Origin of the sequence: Tateyamaria algicola (genome assembly GCF_047715485.1) — a bacterium.
Lineage (GTDB): Bacteria > Pseudomonadota > Alphaproteobacteria > Rhodobacterales > Rhodobacteraceae > Tateyamaria.
In genome coordinates this window covers 874,273-890,306 of record NZ_CP180422.1, presented here as the reverse complement: position 1 = coordinate 890,306, position 16,034 = coordinate 874,273, and the positions used below count along the sequence as shown (strand labels likewise).

General features: G+C 63.5%; 16 protein-coding genes. 5 read left to right on the top strand and 11 right to left on the bottom strand.

Annotated features, from left to right (window positions below; all coding sequences use genetic code 11):
• Window positions 1-7: 7 nt before the first annotated feature.
• Window positions 8-1,063, bottom strand: coding sequence for an NAD(P)/FAD-dependent oxidoreductase (locus ACMHLQ_RS06760; RefSeq protein ID WP_415404025.1), 1,056 nt, complete (start codon window positions 1,061-1,063; stop codon window positions 8-10).
• Entirely contained in the window at window positions 1,060-1,986 is a 927-nt protein-coding gene (locus ACMHLQ_RS06755) for an aldo/keto reductase (protein WP_415404024.1), read from the bottom strand. Before ACMHLQ_RS06755 ends, ACMHLQ_RS06760 begins: the two co-directional genes overlap by 4 nt.
• A 147-nt stretch (window positions 1,987-2,133) precedes the next feature.
• On the opposite strand from ACMHLQ_RS06755, the gene ACMHLQ_RS06750 reads away from it, so the two are divergent.
• The 5 genes from ACMHLQ_RS06750 (at window position 2,134) to ACMHLQ_RS06730 (ending at window position 5,808) form a co-directional block, all read left to right on the top strand.
• The gene (locus ACMHLQ_RS06750) at window positions 2,134-2,799 is read left to right on the top strand and encodes a TIGR02453 family protein (protein ID WP_415404023.1); all 666 of its coding nucleotides are present in this window, start codon (window positions 2,134-2,136) and stop codon (window positions 2,797-2,799) included.
• Window positions 2,800-2,917: 118 nt separating this feature from the next.
• A complete protein-coding gene (locus ACMHLQ_RS06745) occupies window positions 2,918-3,427 on the top strand; it encodes an SRPBCC family protein (RefSeq protein ID WP_415404022.1) in 510 nt (169 codons plus the stop codon).
• 16 nt (window positions 3,428-3,443) lie between these two features.
• Window positions 3,444-3,797 (top strand): YciI family protein, encoded by a 354-nt coding sequence (locus ACMHLQ_RS06740; protein WP_415404021.1) that lies wholly within the window; start codon window positions 3,444-3,446, stop codon window positions 3,795-3,797.
• Complete coding sequence (locus tag ACMHLQ_RS06735; protein ID WP_415404020.1) at window positions 3,794-4,996, top strand: RNA polymerase sigma factor; 1,203 nt, start codon at window positions 3,794-3,796, stop codon at window positions 4,994-4,996. Before ACMHLQ_RS06740 ends, ACMHLQ_RS06735 begins: the two co-directional genes overlap by 4 nt.
• A 107-nt stretch (window positions 4,997-5,103) precedes the next feature.
• Complete coding sequence (locus ACMHLQ_RS06730) at window positions 5,104-5,808, top strand: hypothetical protein (RefSeq protein WP_415404019.1); 705 nt, start codon at window positions 5,104-5,106, stop codon at window positions 5,806-5,808.
• Here ACMHLQ_RS06730 and ACMHLQ_RS06725 read toward each other — a convergent pair.
• The 9 genes from ACMHLQ_RS06725 to xdhA all read right to left on the bottom strand — a co-directional run bounded on the left by ACMHLQ_RS06725 (window position 5,805) and on the right by xdhA (window position 16,028).
• Window positions 5,805-6,233, bottom strand: a complete 429-nt coding sequence (locus ACMHLQ_RS06725; protein ID WP_415404018.1) for an HIT family protein — start codon at window positions 6,231-6,233, stop codon at window positions 5,805-5,807. The genes ACMHLQ_RS06730 and ACMHLQ_RS06725 overlap by 4 nt on opposite strands.
• Window positions 6,234-6,339: 106 nt before the next feature.
• A complete protein-coding gene (locus tag ACMHLQ_RS06720; RefSeq protein WP_415404017.1) occupies window positions 6,340-7,422 on the bottom strand; it encodes a BMP family ABC transporter substrate-binding protein in 1,083 nt (360 codons plus the stop codon).
• Window positions 7,423-7,452: 30 nt separating this feature from the next.
• A complete protein-coding gene (locus tag ACMHLQ_RS06715) occupies window positions 7,453-8,373 on the bottom strand; it encodes an ABC transporter permease (RefSeq protein WP_415404016.1) in 921 nt (306 codons plus the stop codon).
• Window positions 8,373-8,780 (bottom strand): hypothetical protein, encoded by a 408-nt coding sequence (locus tag ACMHLQ_RS06710; protein ID WP_415404015.1) that lies wholly within the window; start codon window positions 8,778-8,780, stop codon window positions 8,373-8,375. The genes ACMHLQ_RS06715 and ACMHLQ_RS06710 overlap by 1 nt, the downstream gene beginning before the upstream one ends.
• Complete coding sequence (locus ACMHLQ_RS06705) at window positions 8,780-9,862, bottom strand: ABC transporter permease (RefSeq protein ID WP_415404014.1); 1,083 nt, start codon at window positions 9,860-9,862, stop codon at window positions 8,780-8,782. Before ACMHLQ_RS06705 ends, ACMHLQ_RS06710 begins: the two co-directional genes overlap by 1 nt.
• A gap of 57 nt (window positions 9,863-9,919) precedes the next feature.
• Window positions 9,920-11,425: an ABC transporter ATP-binding protein gene (locus tag ACMHLQ_RS06700; protein ID WP_415405241.1), complete on the bottom strand. Its 1,506-nt coding sequence runs from the start codon at window positions 11,423-11,425 to the stop codon at window positions 9,920-9,922.
• A gap of 7 nt (window positions 11,426-11,432) precedes the next feature.
• Window positions 11,433-12,356, bottom strand: coding sequence for a xanthine dehydrogenase accessory protein XdhC (xdhC, locus tag ACMHLQ_RS06695; protein WP_415404013.1), 924 nt, complete (start codon window positions 12,354-12,356; stop codon window positions 11,433-11,435).
• A complete protein-coding gene (xdhB, locus tag ACMHLQ_RS06690; RefSeq protein ID WP_415404012.1) occupies window positions 12,349-14,652 on the bottom strand; it encodes a xanthine dehydrogenase molybdopterin binding subunit in 2,304 nt (767 codons plus the stop codon). Before xdhB ends, xdhC begins: the two co-directional genes overlap by 8 nt.
• Window positions 14,649-16,028 (bottom strand): xanthine dehydrogenase small subunit, encoded by a 1,380-nt coding sequence (gene xdhA, locus ACMHLQ_RS06685; RefSeq protein ID WP_415404011.1) that lies wholly within the window; start codon window positions 16,026-16,028, stop codon window positions 14,649-14,651. The genes xdhB and xdhA overlap by 4 nt, the downstream gene beginning before the upstream one ends.
• Between the last annotated feature and the right edge of the window lie 6 nt (window positions 16,029-16,034).

Below are 16,034 nucleotides of genomic sequence, written 5' to 3'. Positions count from 1 at the left end.
TAGCGCCTTAAAAGCGGGCTGGCGACAGGGATTTGATGGTGCACGCGTCGATTTCCGGAGCGTGGCCGAGGGTCAGATCGGCGACGAGCTGACTGGCGGCGGGCGCGGTGGAAAAGCCATAGCCGCCTTGCCCCGCACACCAGATGAATTGGGCGTTCGCCGGGTCAGCCCCAAGGACAAGCGTGCGGTCGGGGGAAAAGCTGCGCAGGCCCGCCCAGGTGGCTTCGACCCGTGTGACCGGTTCGGTGACGTGCTGGCTGTAGCGGTCGATCCCTTCTGCCAGCACCATGTCGTCGGCCCATGCGTCCTGGGGCGGCACCGGGTCTTCGTCCGCAGGAGAGACCAGCAATTTGCCCGCATCCGGCTTGGCATACCACGTTTCGCCGACCCCGAAGAAGATCGGCCAGGTGCTGACATCGTGGCCGCCGGGGGCGGGGATGCGGGCCATGGAGCGGCGGCAGGCGGTGATCCCGACAGGTTTTATCCCCGCCATTTCAGCTACTTGATCGGCCCAGGCCCCGGCGGCGTTGATCAGTGTCGTGGCGGTTAGCACATCATTGCCGCAATGCACGGTCCAGGTCTGTCCCGGTGTGATCTGCGTGACCTTTGCGCCAGTGATGATCGTGCCATCGTTTGCGCGCAAGGTCTTTGCGAAATCCTGGATCATGCGGTCCGTATCGATGTCGCGCGCCCCGTCATGATAGGCGGCGCGGGTGATCCGACCATTCAGGATCGGCACGTGGGTGCGCGCCTCCTCCACCGAAATCTCGCTGGTTTTCAGGGCCGCAAGGTCGGCCTCAAACGCGTCATCCTCGCCCGCACGCCCCACCAGCAGGAAACCACGCGGGCTCAGGTAAGGGCGGTGAAACGCAGCGCTTGCGCGGTTCAGGGCGACGACGGACGCGCAGCCGTAGTTTTCCTCGAACAGCGCAGCCGAACGGCCCGACGCATGATAGCCCAGGCTGTCTTCGGCCTCGATCAGGGTCACGTCGGCGTGGGCGGACAGCCGTGCAGCGGCAGAGACACCTGCGATGCCCCCGCCGATCACGATGATGTCGCTCATGCCTCTTCGATCCGGTCCGTGGCAGGGGGCGGTGTTACACTGAACGCAGTGATCTGATCGTAGAGGTCCGCCGTCATGTTGAAGTCCAGCGCAGCCAATGAGGGGGCGAGTTGTTCGGCCGAGCGGGCGGAGATGATGGGCCGGGGGCGGGCCGGGTGCGCCATCGCCCAAGCCACTGCAAGTGTTGCAGGATTGGTGCTCAGATCAGCCGCCAAGGCAGACAATTTTGCCGCCGCCGCGTGCATCCAGTTGACATTGTAGCGCGCTGCATAGCGTTCGTCATCGACCAGCCGGCCTGTGCCGCCATCCACATACTTACCGGTCAACAGACCGCCGCCGAGCGGGGAATAGGGTGCGATTTCAATCCCCTGATCGACACACATCGGGAAAATCTCGACCTCGGATTGGCGTTTGACGAGGCTGTGCATGGGCTGAACGATGTCGATCTGCACCTCGAAACTGGCAGCGACGGCCTGCGCCTTCATGACCTGCCAAGCGGCAAAGTTGGACACGCCGATATGCTTGATCCGCCCCTCGTGTTTGAGGGTGGCCAGCGCGTCAAAGGTTTCCTGCAAGGACGTGTCGTCGTCAAAGCGGTGCAGGTAGAGGATGTCGACCATGTCGAGTTGCAGGCGCTGTTGAGAGGTGGCGAAGCCGGTGAGGATGTTGTCGCGACCCGATCCGCCCTCATAGGCGGCTTTGGTCGCGATGATCAGGCTGTCACGCTCGGCCTGCACCATTTGCCCCAGGAGGGTTTCCGAGGCCCCGCCGGTATAGACGAAAGCCGTGTCGAAATGGGTGATCCCGGCGCCGCGTGCAGCGTCGAACATGGCGCGGCTGGCCTGCGCATCGGCGTTACCGCCGAACTGCATGGTGCCGAAGGTCAGGGGCGAAAGCGGGGTGCCGTCTGGAGATGTGATCATGGGCAAAGTCGTGCCATGAGGGGCGCGTGCGCGCAACGATTAATGGCCCCCCGTACGCTGGGGGTTGTTGCCGACAGGCAAATGCCCTCTGGCCGTGGTCCGGGGCCATGATATGATTGCTTCCTGTATGGCGGAAAGGGTGGCGTTATGGCGGATGGATTTGAGCAGATGGTGGATGAGGCGCTGACCTTTTTCATCAAACTGGCGGCCAACAATTCCAAAGAGTGGTTTGAACCGCACAAGGCTCACTACAAGCAAGCGATTGCCGCCCCTGCGGGTTTCTTCGCCGATTTGATGGCCGAGGATTTGGCCCGCCTGACCGGCAAACCGCACACACCCAAAGTGTTCCGCATCTACCGCGATGTGCGGTTTTCCAAGGACAAGACGCCGCTGAACACCCATCTGCACGTGATGTGGTCGCCAGCGGACAAGGATGCGCTCGCACCCTCGTGGTTCTGGGGGCTGGCGCCGGATTACTTCATCATGGGCATGGGGGTCATGGGCCTGCAGGGCGAGAACCTGACGCGTTATCGCGCCTTTGTGGACAAGTGGGGCGATGGGCTGCAAGGGGCGCTGGACGGGGCGGCAAGCGACATTGGCGCAGATCTGAGTGATTGGGGCCCTGAGCCGTTAAAACGGGTACCCAAGCCTTACGATGCGGACCATCCCCATGCCGATTTGCTGAAACGCAAGGCACTGGCGGTGAGTGCTCCGATGCCCGGCGACTGGCGTGAGCGGGGGCTTCTGAAAGCCAGCGTGGATCAGGCCAAAGGGCTGTTGCCAGTGTGGGAGATGTTCGACAAACATCTTTGATTTTCACTGCCGCGAACTTTTTTCGAAAAAAATCTCACTCAAATGTCCATTGGCCCGGTCCTCGTTCGTCATGGAGGTGAAAGCGATGATGCTTTCGTCACTATGAGGAGAGAAGATCATGACAATCTGGACCATATTGGGCGGCGGCGCGGGCGTCCTGGCCCTTGCGGCCGCAGGCAGCCTGCTGTTGCCCCGTCACGTGCATGTAGAGCGTCAGGCGACGCTGCCCGGCGATGCGGAGCAGGTGATTGCGCTGGCCGCATCCAACACCGGCTACCAACGCTTCAACCCCTATCTGAGTGCCGATCCAGCGCTCAAGATTGACCCCTTTGGCCCCGAAGCCGGGGTGGGTTCGGGCTTTGCCTTTGACGGCAAGGACGGCAAGGGCACGCAGGTGGTGGCCGAGGTGAGCGCGCAGGCGGTGCGCTATGACATCGATATGGGCCCCATGGGCAAACCGGTGCAGACCATTGCTGTGATCCCAGGCGATGGCCGGGTCGTTGTGACCTGGAGCATGGATATGGACATGGGATTCAACCCCGTGGGCCGTGTGATGGGGCTGTTCATGGACGGCATGATCGGCAAGACTTTTGAACAGGGCCTGGGTAACCTCGCCGCAGCGATTTGAAGAAAGGAATTTCGAAATGCGTTATACGTTTTTGCTTTATACCGATCCGGCGGATCTGGCCCATATGACCGAGGACGACTGGGCGGCGGAGAAAGAGGTTTACGGCGCCTATATCGGCGCGCTGCACGAGGCGGGGGTATTTGTCGACACCGACTGGTTGCAGCCTGTGATGACGGCCACGACGCTGACCCTCAAGGGCGGCACGCGGCAGGTGCAGGACGGTCCCTTTGCCGAGACGAAAGAGACGCTTGGCGGCTACTTCGTGATTGATGTGCCTGATCTGGATGCCGCCATGGCCTGGGCTGAAAAATGTCCTGCGGCCAAGACGGGCAAGGTCGAAATCCGCCCCACGGCCATGGGCGGGGAATGAGCGCGGCGTCCCGCGCAGCCGAAAGGGTCGCGCGGGACAGTTATGGCCGGTTGCTGGCCTTTCTCGCGGCCCGGACCGGCGACATCGGCCTTGCCGAGGACGCGCTGGCCGACGCCTTTACCAAGGCGCTTACGGACTGGCCCGCGCGCGGTGTGCCGGACAACCCGGATGCGTGGTTGTTGACGGTCGCGCGCAACCGCATGACCGACCGCCAGCGCCATGTGGCGCGCTTTCACACGGATGAGGAGGTGCCAGACATGGCGGCCCCAAAGGAAGACGTGGCGGCATTGCCTGACCAGCGACTGGAATTGTTGATGGTTTGCGCCCACCCGGCAATCGCGCGCGATCTGCACACGCCATTGATGTTGCAGACGGTTTTGGGGATCGAGGCCCGCGAAATTGCACGCCTGTTCATGGTCTCGCCCGCGGCCCTGATCAAGCGGCTGGGCCGCGCCAAGGCCAAGGTACGCGATGCGCGCATCCCCTTTGCCCTGCCGGGGCCCGAGGCACTGGCAGACCGGTCAGTTGCGATGATGGAGGCCATCTATGGCGCGCATACGGTAGACTGGGTCGCCCCATCGGATGGGGTGGGGGATGAGGCAATGTACCTTGCCGACCTCTTGGTGCGCCTGTTGCCGCAAGAGCCCGAGGCGCGTGGGCTGGCCGCCCTGATTGCCTTTGGTCATGCCCGCAGCGCTGCGCGGGTCGTCGATGATGTCCTGGTGCCGACCTATCTGCAGGATGTGACGCTGTGGGATGACGATCTACGCGCCTATGGTGACCGGCAACTGGCCCGCGCCTATGCGATGGGCGCTCCGGGACGGTTCCAGATCGAGGCGGCGATCCAGCAAGTGCACATGGCGCGCAAGGACAGGGGCGCGACCGATTGGGATGCGTTGAACCGCCTCTATCATGCGCTGATCGGTTCGGCCCCATCGGCCGGGGCGTTGGTGGCGCAGGCCGTCGTGACCGCCCGTGTACATGGGGCGCAGGCCGGACTGGACGCGCTCGAACGGGTTGAGCCGGATGTCGGAGTGCAGATGCAGGCCCTGTGGGCGGCGCGGGCCGAGATGTTGTCGGAACTGGGCGCGGCGGCGGATGCGCACACGGCCTATGACAAGGCCATGTCACTGGCCGCCGAACCGCCGCTGGTTGCCTTTTTGAAGGCGCGAAGGGCGGCCTTGCCCGCGTCGGAATAGATCGCATTTTAGCGAAAGCGTCTTGTGAAGGGCGTGTCGTCGCAACCTTCTGTCAACGCATATGGGGCATCCCTGCCGCCACGCGATGATTTCAGAATGAGGTTGCGATGCGCTGGATGTGGGGCCTGTTGGCCTGCGTCATGATGTGGGGCGGGGCGGTGGCACCCCTTTGGGCAGAGGCGTTGCCGATGCTCAAGCGCGCCAGCCTGTTGGGCGGGGCTGGCACGCAAACCCCGCTGGTCGCTCGCAGTTCACCCAGCCTGTTTTCCGGCACGTCCGGCAAGAGCCTGTTTGCCCAGCCCAGCCCGCGTTCCGCAATCGCGGGGCCGCGTGTTGGTCCGGTGGCTGCCTTGCGCAGCCTCATTGCGCAGGCAGAGGCTGGCAGCAAAGGCTATGATGCGGTGCAATACGGGGCCGATATCCTCCCGGATGGTCCGCCTACATCGCTTACCTTGCAAGAGATCTACGACTGGATCGACGACACTCCGGGACAGCCCCACGCCATCGGGCGTTACCAGTTTATCCCGCCCACGCTGCGCAGGCTGGTCGCACGGCTCGACGTGCCCCCGACGGCGCGGTTCACGCCCCGCTTGCAGGATCGGCTGGCGGATGTGCTTTTGGCCGAGGCTGGGCTTTATCGCTTTGTCGCGGGCGAGATGCCGCGCCATACGTTCATGAACAACCTGGCCAAGATATGGGCTGGGCTACCCAATGACACGGGCAAGTCGCACTATCACGGCTATGCAGGCAACAAGGCCACAATGACCTGGGCCCACTTCGACAGCCAGATGGCCCAGATATTTCCGGGCTAAGGCAGGCGCAGGCGCGCGGCCATTGCGTCCAGCTCTGCCCGGTTAGGCGCAGCCAGGCCAGCAAGCGTCACCTCGAACCCTGTGTCGTGGACCTGGACATGCTTGCCGGAGATGATGTCGTTGGAATGCATCAGCGGCACGACGTTCAGATGTGCGTGGGGTACGCCAAAGCCGTGAACCACATAACCGACCCGCCGGGGTGACAAGGTGGCCTGCATGTGCCGCCCCAACCGTTGCGCCACCAGCATGATGTGGGCGGCAAGGTCATCGGACAGGTCGGTGAAATGGTCGATATGGGCGCGCGGAATCACCATGAACTCGCCCGGATTGATCGGGCGCAGGTTCATGAAGGCGACGCAGAGCTTGTCCTGATGGACAAAACTCGCCTCGGCCTCGCCCGCGATGATCTGGCAAAAGATGCACATGGCGCTGACCTATCCCGCATAAGGGACACGTGAAAGGCACACCCCCGGAATAGGAAAGGCCCCGCCGAGACGGGGCCTTTGAGGTCATGTGAACAAGGCGATCCGATCAGTTCGGAATTTCGCCTTCAATCCCTTCGACATAGAAGTTCATGCCAGCCAGAGTGCCGTCATCTGCCGTCTCACCTTCGGCGAGGAAGGGCGTTCCGTCCTGCTTGTTCAGCGGGCCGGTGAAGGCGTGATAGGAGCCATCAGCAAGGGCGGCTTTCATGGCCAGCGCCTCTGCTTTCACGTCTTCCGGAACCGCGTCGGAGATCTCACCGATACCGACCATGCCAGCGCCGATGCCGTCCCACGTGTCCTTGCTCTCCCATGTGCCGTCCATGACGGCCTTGGTGCGCGCGATGTAGTAGGGCGCCCAGTCGTCAATGATGGACGAGACGCGCGGGAAGGGGGCGTACTGGCCCATGTCGGAGGCCTGACCGAAGGTGATCACGCCACCCGCTTCCTGTGCCGCCGCTTGCGGTGCGGTGGAATCGGTGTGTTGCAGCACGACATCCGCGCCCTGTTCGATCAGAACCTTGGCTGCGTCCGCCTCTTTGGCCGGATCAAACCAAGTGTAGACCCAGATCACTTTGAACTCGACATCGGGGTTCACGCGCGAGGCGTGGATATAGGCCGAGTTGATGCCACGGATCACTTCGGGGATCGGGAACGACCCGATGTAGCCGATGATGTTGGATTCCGTCATTTTGCCCGCGATGTGGCCCTGGATAGCGCGCCCTTCGTAAAAACGGGCCGAATAGGTAGACACGTTGGGGTGCAGGCGCTTGTAGCCGGTCGCGTGTTCGAATTTCACATCCGGGAACTTGGCCGCAACATTGTTAGTCGGGTCCATGTAGCCAAAGGAGGTGGTAAAGATCAGGTCCGCGCCGTCCAGCGCCATCTGCGTCATCACGCGTTCGCTGTCCGGGCCTTCGGCCACGTTTTCGACAAAGACGGTTTCGACGGCATCGCCGAATTCTTCTTCGACCGCGAGGCGGCCCTGGTCGTGTTCGTATGTCCAGCCGCCGTCGCCCACGGGTCCGACATAGACAAAGCCGACCTTGGTCTTTTCATGGCCATCGGCCAGCGCCGCGCCGCCCAGGCCCAGCACCATCGCCGCACTGGCCAGCAGTGTTGTTAGTTTCATTTCAGGTTTCTCCCCATTTAGGTGCGCCTCTTATCCCGAGGCGTGGAATGTGCGCCCCAGTGAGCCGGGAGCGCGGGATTTGTCCGCAGACAGAATCACCAGAACGATGATTGTCACGATATAGGGTGACATTGCCAAATACTCGACAGGAATGGCAACGCCTGCCCCTTGCAGGTTCAACTGCAGCTGGGTGATCCCGCCAAAAAGATAGGCACCCAGCAGCACGCGCCACGGCTTCCAGCTGGCAAAGACCACGAGGGCGAGGGCGATCCAGCCGACACCGGCTGTCATCCCTTCGGTCCATTGGGGCACGCGCACGAGGCTGATATAGGCCCCGCCAAGGCCGGCGCAGGCCCCACCGAACATGATGGCAAGGGTGCGGATGCGCTTGACCTTGTACCCGAGCGCGTGGGCGGCATCGTGGTTTTCCCCCACCGCGCGCAGGACCAGCCCGGCGCGCGTGAATTTCAGCGTGGCCCATGTTGCCGCCACGATGGCGAGGCCCAGGTAGACGATCAGGTCATGGCCAAAGACAATGGGCCCGATGACGGGAATGTCCGCCAATGGCCCCAGCGGTGTCGCCTCGGTCCGGGGCGGTTTGATCCCGACATAGCTTTGGCCCATGAGGGCTGATAGGCCCAAGCCAAACAGCGTCAGGGCCAGGCCCGATGCCACCTGATTGGCCAGCGCCACTTGCGTGAGAAAGGCAAACAGCAGGCTCAACACCGCACCCCCGGCGGCAGCGGCGATAAAGCCGACAGTGGGCGAGCCGGTATTGACCGTGATGATGAAGCCGCAGACCGCGCCGGTGATCATCATCCCCTCGACCCCGAGGTTCAGTACGCCCGCGCGTTCGACGACAAGCTCTCCGATCGCGGCCAGCAGGATGGGTGTGGCCGCCGCGATCATGGCGGCGATCAGAAGGATGGGGTTGATGGCAGAGAGGTCCATTACAGTTTTCCGCGCAAGCATCGAACGAGCTTGTCCGGGTACGTGCGCCTTTTCAAATTGAGAAGGATGACTTCATCTTGGAAGATGGAAGAAAAGGCCCGCACCTCGTCCTGGACCCGGCCTGGTTTTACAAGGATCGGATCATCGTAAGTCGATCGCACCGTGCCGATCATGGCGATCTGGCCGTCATCTTTTGTCCAATGACCCGTCCATCCCCAGTCGCCAAATGCTCCGTGCTTGCCGGGGCCGGTTGCGCGGAAATGTCCAGACGGCGCCAACAACAGATCAAACTCTGTATCAGACACTCCCAGAACGCGATCTTTGGTCGAAAGAGCACCATCACAGGACCATGAACTCGCCAATGCAGGGTGTGCCGCAAGAGCGATGATCAGGACCACCCATCGCATCACGCCACCTCCGCCGTACCAAACCGCACGCGGTAATTCGTGAGCACATCCAGCGCCAGCAGAAAGAACAACAGCATCCCCTGAAACACCTGTATCGCCGCTGCGGGCAGACCCAGTTGGGATTGCGCAATGTCCCCGCCGATATAGGTCAGCGCCATCAGCAGTCCCGCCGCCACGATCCCCAGCGGGTTCAGGCGGCCCAGAAAGGCGACGATGATCGCAGTAAACCCGTAGCCGACGTTGAAATCGATGCTGATCTGACCCGCCGGGCCTGCCACTTCGAACATGCCTGCCAGCCCGGCCAGCAGGCCCGACACGCCAAGGCAGAACAGCACCAGTCGCCCTGGATTGACCCCGCCAAAGCGCGCGGCGCGCGGGGCCTCGCCTGTCACCCGAATGGCAAAGCCCAGCCGGTGCCGCGTCAGCAGCACATAGGCAAAGATCACCGCGATCAGGGCGGCGACGACCCCCCAATGCATGCCCGTGCCTGCGATGATCTCGGCGTTATGGGCCGAAGGGTACTGTTGCAGGTTGCGCGAGCCGGGAAAGCCAAAGCCTTCCGGGTTCTTGAGCAATCCCAATGACATGGAAGCCAGAAGCTGTTCGGCCACATAGACCAGCATCAGGCTGACAAGGATTTCGTTGGTCCCGAACTTCACTTTCAAAACCGCTGGGATCATCGCCCAGGCCCAACCGCCCAGGGCCCCCGCCAGCACCATCAGCGGAAAGATCAAAACACTCTCAGTCGGGTAAAACGCAAGCCCTGCACCGGCGCCACAGATCGCACCGACGATGTACTGCCCCTCGGCCCCGATGTTCCAGATGCCCGCCTTGAACCCAAGCGCCAGACCAATGGCGATCAGCACCAGCGGCGCGCCCTTGATCAGCAGTTGCGGGCGATAAAAGAAGGCGAACTCACCAAAGATCGGCTCCCAGAAAATCGTTGCAATCGCCTGAAACGGGTCTTTGCCCAGCACGGCAAACAGCACGCCGCCAAAGATCATGGTCAGCACGACAGCCAGCACCGGCGTGGCATAGGCCATCACGGCCGAGGGTTGTGGACGCGCCTCTATGCGGATCATTGCACTCCACCCTGCTTCATTTCGCCAGATAAACCGCCGCCGGAGGCGCCCGCAATCTCACACATGCGCAACCTCGATCCCATGGGCACCCCCCAGCATCAAACCGATCTGTTCCACGTCCAACCCTTGCGCGGGACGCGGCGGGCTCAGCCGCCCTTCGTTCAGCGCCGCAAACCGGTCGGAAATTTCCATCAACTCGTCCAGATCCTGGCTGATCACCACAACCGCCGTTCCTTGGGCGGCCAGATCCAACAGCGCCTGCCGGATGGCGGCGGCAGCGGCGGCATCGACGCCCCAAGTGGGCTGGTTCACAACCAGTACTTCGGGGCGTTGCAACACCTCGCGCCCGATCACGAACTTCTGCAGGTTGCCGCCCGACAGTGACCGTGCTGCGTTCTCCGGGCCAGGTGTGCGCACGTCGAACCCTTCGATGATCCGCTCGGCAAAGCTGCGCGTTTTGGTCCAGTCGAGCATGCCGCGCGTCACCAGCCCTTCACGCGCGGCGCCGGTCAGCATGGCGTTTTCGGTCAGCGACATGTTGGGGGCGGCGGCGTGGCCCAGCCGTTCTTCCGGGGCCGACAACACGCCGAACCCCCGCCGCGCTTCTGGCCCGACCCCGCACAGATCGCGCCCGTTAAAGGCCACCATACGAGGCGCGCAGGGCAATTCGCCCGACAGCACGGCCAGCAATTCGTCTTGCCCGTTGCCCGCGACGCCACCGATCCCCAGCACTTCACCCGCCTGCACCTCGAACGAGATGTCCTTGAGCGCCATGCCGAAGGCCGAGGGTGAGGCGGCCGACAGACCGGTCACCGCCAGTTTCACGTCGCCCGTGTTGTGGCTTGTCGCCTTGGGCGAGGTCAGCGTGCTGCCCACCATCATCTCGGCCATTTCGCGCGCCGAGGTGTCGCGGGGCACACAGTCACCCACCACCTTGCCACCGCGCAGGATGGTTGCGGCATCACAAAGCGCGCGGATTTCCTCGAGCTTGTGCGAGATGTAAAGGATCGCGGTCCCGTCTGCGCTGAGTTTGCGCAAGGTCTGAAACAGGATATCGACCTCTTGCGGGGTCAGCACGCTGGTCGGTTCGTCCATGATCAGCAGCTTGGGGTCCTGCAACAGGCAGCGGATGATCTCGACCCGTTGCCGTTCGCCTGCCGACAGGTCCCCGACAGTACGGTCGGGCGACAAGGGCAGGCCGTATGTTTCTGAAACTTCGCGGATCCGCGCGGCGAGCGTGCGCATGGGGGGCGGGGTCTCCATGCCGAGCGCGATGTTTTCGGCAACACTCAGCGCGTCGAACAGGGAAAAGTGCTGGAACACCATGCCCACACCTGCGCTGCGTGCAGCGCGCGGGTCCGTGGGCGCAAAATCGCCCCCGTGCATCTGCATGCTCCCCGCATCCGGTTTGACGAGCCCATAGATCATCTTGACCAGCGTCGATTTCCCTGCGCCGTTCTCGCCAAGCAGTGCATGGATTTCGCCGGGCGCAATCTCCAACGATACGGAGTCGTTTGCGACGACACCGGGATAGGCTTTGGTCAGGCCGCGCAGGGCAAGCAGGGGGGCGTCACGCGTGGTTCTCCAGTGGCCTGTCGTTGGGTCGCGCTGACAGTGCTAGCCGATGCGCCACCCCAATCGCAATCATATGTGGCTGTTTTCCAAGGCTGGGGTCTCCAATCGGGCAGGTGATGCGCGCAATTTGCGCGTCCGAATGGCCCAACATAGACAGGCGTTTGCGAAACCGCGCCCATTTCGTGGCCGACCCGATCAAGCCGCAAGAGGCAAAGCCACGCGACAGCAGCGCGTGGCAAAGCCCAAGGTCGAGCGCATGGGAGTAGGTGAGGATCAGGTGATCTGCATCCGGAGGCGCATGCGGGGCAAGCGTGGCCGGATCAGCGGCAGGCACGGCGGTCACGCCGTCCGGCACCGTATCGGGAAAACGCGCGGGGCCAGTGTCGATCCAGGTCAATCGGAAGTGCGGGATCGGGTGCAGTACATCCACCAGCGCGCGCCCTACATGGCCCGCGCCCCAGATCCACAGATTGCGGGCTGGGGTGTTGACCGCCTCGATCATCCATCCATCCAGCATTTGGGGTGCGGGCATTTGCCCCTGGCTGCGCGCCACTTGCGTTAACCGTTTGACCGACAGAGGCATCGAACCGGGACCACGGGCGATCACATCCTTGGGCAGGGCGGTGGCGCGTTGCAGGTCATAGACCTCGCTCAGCACCTCGACCGCGCCGCCGCAGCATTGGCCAAGATCGGGGCCAAGCGCATGACGCGAGCGGCCGTCTTGCGTGAGGGTGCGAGCCTGCAAGCTCAATTCATATTCCAGCGCGCCACCACCGATGGTGCCCGATTGCCCCTCGGCCCAGACGCACATGGAGGCCCCGACTTCGCGCGGGGCTGATCCATGGACGGCCGTCACCACCACCCGCACCACGCGGCCATGGGCGGTGCAGGCCGCGATCAGGGCGTCCCGGTCAAACATCGCGGCGCGCCCTGTGGATCGCCGCCAGTACCTGTTCGGGCGTGGCGGGCGCATGCAGGTCGGGGTAGTGCGCCCCGCAAGCCGCCACCGCATCGCTGAGCGCAAGGAAAGCCGAGATGCCCAGCATCAGGGGCGGCTCGCCCACCGCTTTGGACTTGTAGATCGTGTCGGCCCGGTTCTCGCCCTCCCAAAGGGCGACGTTGAAGATGTCGGGCCGGTCGGCGCAGGCGGGGATCTTGTAGGTCGAGGGCGCATGGGTGCGCAAACGGCCCGCGTCGTCCCAGACCAGTTCCTCGGTCGTGAGCCAGCCCGCGCCCTGCACATAGCCCCCTTCGACCTGCCCGATGTCGATGGCCGGATTCAGTGAGGCGCCTGCATCATGGAGGATATCCGTGCGCAGGATGCGGTTTTCCCCCGTCAACGTGTCGATCACCACCTCGCTCACGGCTGCACCATAGGCAAAGTAAAAGAACGGACGGCCTTGTCCCTTGATCCGATCCCACTTGATGTCGGGCGTCTTGTAGAACCCGGTCGCGGACAGGCTGATGCGGGACTGATGGGTGAGGGCGGCGACCTCGGCAAAGCTGTACTCGGCCTCTCCCGCCTGCACGCGACCATCGGCAAACACGACTGCATCGGGTCGGCATTGGTGCAATTGGGCCAGATGCGCGGCCATCCGGTCACGAATGGCATCACAAGCGGCCTTGACCGCCATGCCATTCAGATCACTGCCGGACGAGGCAGCGGTGGCGGAGGTGTTGGGCACTTTGGCGGTGTCGGTGGCGGTGATGCGCACCGCGCCCATGGGCACGCCAAAGCGGCTGGCGGCCACTTGCGCGACCTTCTGGAACAGCCCTTGCCCCATCTCGGTGCCGCCGTGGTTAAGGTGGATCGAACCATCGGAATAGACATGCACCAGTGCACCCGCCTGATTGAGGTGCGTCAGGGTAAATGAGATGCCAAACTTCACGGGCGTCAGCGCGATCCCCTTCTTCAGCACCGGGTTTGCGGCATTCCAATCGGCCACCGCCGCCCGCCGCGAGTCATAGTCAGACGTGGCACGCAACTGTTCCACAAGCGCGTCGCCGATGAAATCATCCACCTCCTGCCCATAGGGCGTTGTCTGCGGCTTCATTGTTCCGGAAATATGCCCGCCGGAGGCATAAAAATTCCTTTGGCGCACAACCAGCGGATCCAGCCCAAGGTGAGCAGCGACGTGATCCACGATCCGCTCCATCCCCAACATGCCCTGGGGGCCACCAAAGCCGCGAAAGGCGGTGGCGGATTGCGTGTTGGTGCGCAAACGGTGGCTTTCGATACGGATGTTGGGCAGCCAATAGGCGTTGTCAGCATGCAGCATGGCGCGGTCGGCCACAGGCAGGGACAGGTCCATCGCCCAGCCGCAGCGGGTGTACTGGCGCACGTCCAGCGCGGTGATCACGCCCAGATCGTCAAAGCCGACGTCATATTCAATGCGAAAATCGTGCCGCTTGCCCGTGACGGTCATGTCGTCGTCGCGGTCATAGCGCATCTTGCAGGGGCGCCCGGTGAGGCGCGCGGCGATGGCGCAGGCCACGGCCAGCGCGTTGCCCTGGCTTTCCTTGCCGCCGAACCCGCCGCCCATGCGTCGGGTTTCGACCCGGACGGCGTGCATGGGCAGGCCGATGGCCTCGGCCACTTTGTGCTGAATTTCGGTCGGGTGCTGGGTCGAGGAGATGACGTGCATGTCGCCATCTTCGCCCGGTAGGGCCAGGGCGGCTTGCCCCTCGAGGTAAAAGTGTTCCTGCCCGCCGATATGCAGCGACCCGGTGAGGGTTTTCGGCGCTTGCGTCAGCGCCTCGGCGGCATCGCCTCGGGCATAGATGCGCGGGCCGTCCTCGAACCTGGCATCAGCGGCCAAGGCCTCGTCGATGGTGAGAATCGGAGTGGTTTCGACAATCGTAATGTCGGCCAGACGTGCGGCGTGGCGGGCAGCCAGATGGCTGCGCGCGATCACAGCAAAGATGGGTTGGCCAACATAGTGCACGGTGCCCGTGGCCAGCAGCGGTTCGTCATGGGCCGAGGGCGAAACGTCGTTGTCGAAGGGCAGATCTTCGGCCGTCAGCACAGCCACCACATCAGGAGCGGCGCGCACAGCCGACAGGTCGAGGTCGGTGATCTCTCCACACGCCTTGGGGCTGAGCCCGAAGGCCAGATGCAGCGTGCCAGTGGGTGTCGGCATGTCGTCTACGTAACGCGCAGCGCCTGTGACGTGCAGGTGCGCGGCGTCGTGGGGCAGGGGGGACGAGAAGCTCATGCCCGCACCTCCAGCACATTTGTGTCCTGTCCCTGATCCTCGAGCCAGGCGCGCAACAACATGTTTTGTGCCGCCTCCATCCGGTAACGGGCAGAGGCGCGCATGTCAGACAGCGGGGTGAAATCCTGCGCAAGCGCTGTCATGGCGGCGGCGACGGTCGTTTCGCTCCAGGCTTCACCCAGCAGGGCGGCCTCGGCCCAGCCTGCGCGTTTGGGCGTGCCGGCCATGCCGCCAAAGGCGAGGCGGGCCTCGGTCACTTTGCCAGCTTTGGTTGCGATCCAGAGGCAGCCGCACACGGCGGAAATGTCCTGATCAAACCGTTTGGACAGTTTGTAACAGCGCAGGTGATCCGGCTGGCGTGGGATGGTGATCGCCTCGACAAATTCATTCTCTGCGCGGTCCTGCTTGCCGTAGTCGATGAAGAAGTCCTGCAAGGGCAGGCTGCGCGGGCCGTTCACGCTGCGCAAGTGCAGCGTGGCGCCAAGGGCGATGAGCGCAGGGGATCCGTCGCCGATGGGCGAGCCGTTGGCGATGTTGCCGCCGATGGTGGCGGCGTTGCGCACCTGGACCGAGCCGTAGCGCCGGATCAGTTCGGCAAAGGCTGGGTGGTGCGGCGCGATGGCCGTTTGCAGATCGGTGAGCGTGGTGGCGGCGCCGACGCGGATTTCGTCATCGCCGATTGTAACGCCCGCAAGATCGGGGATGCGGTTGAGGAAGGCGACGGGGCCGAGATCGCGGAAATCCTTGGTCACCCAGAGGCCCACATCCGTGGCCCCTGCGATCATGGTGCCGCCCGGGTTCTGATCCATCCATGTGGCGAGGGTTTCTGGCGTGGTTGGGGGCTCTGCCCCCGCCTGCGGCTTCCCCGTGGTGTTTTCGGTCAGAAGAAGCGGTGCGTCGTGCATGTGATCGGGCACTGGCGCGCGTTCGGCCTCGGTAGCCGCGCGGATGATCGGCGCGTAGCCGGTGCAGCGGCACAGGTTGCCCGCCAGTTGCGTATCGTGATCCGCCTCGCCGTTAAGGTGCGCCGTTGCCATCGTGGTGATGAAGCCCGGCGTGCAGAACCCGCATTGCGAGCCGTGATGTTTGATCATTGCCTCCTGCACCGGGTGCAGGGTGCCGTCGGGTGCGGCGATCCCTTCGACGGTGCGGATCGCCTTGCCCTCAAGCTGGGGCATGAACAGGATGCAGGCGTTGAGGGCGCGCGCCCCGCTTTCGTCCGTGACCATGACCGAGCACGCGCCGCAATCGCCTTCGTTGCAGCCTTCCTTGGTGCCGGTGAGCTGTTGGCTGTCGCGCAGCCAGTCGAGCAGGGTGGTTGTTGGGGACGTGTCGGCGGTGACGGGCTTTCCGTTCAGGAAAAAACGCGTGCGCATGGGTGT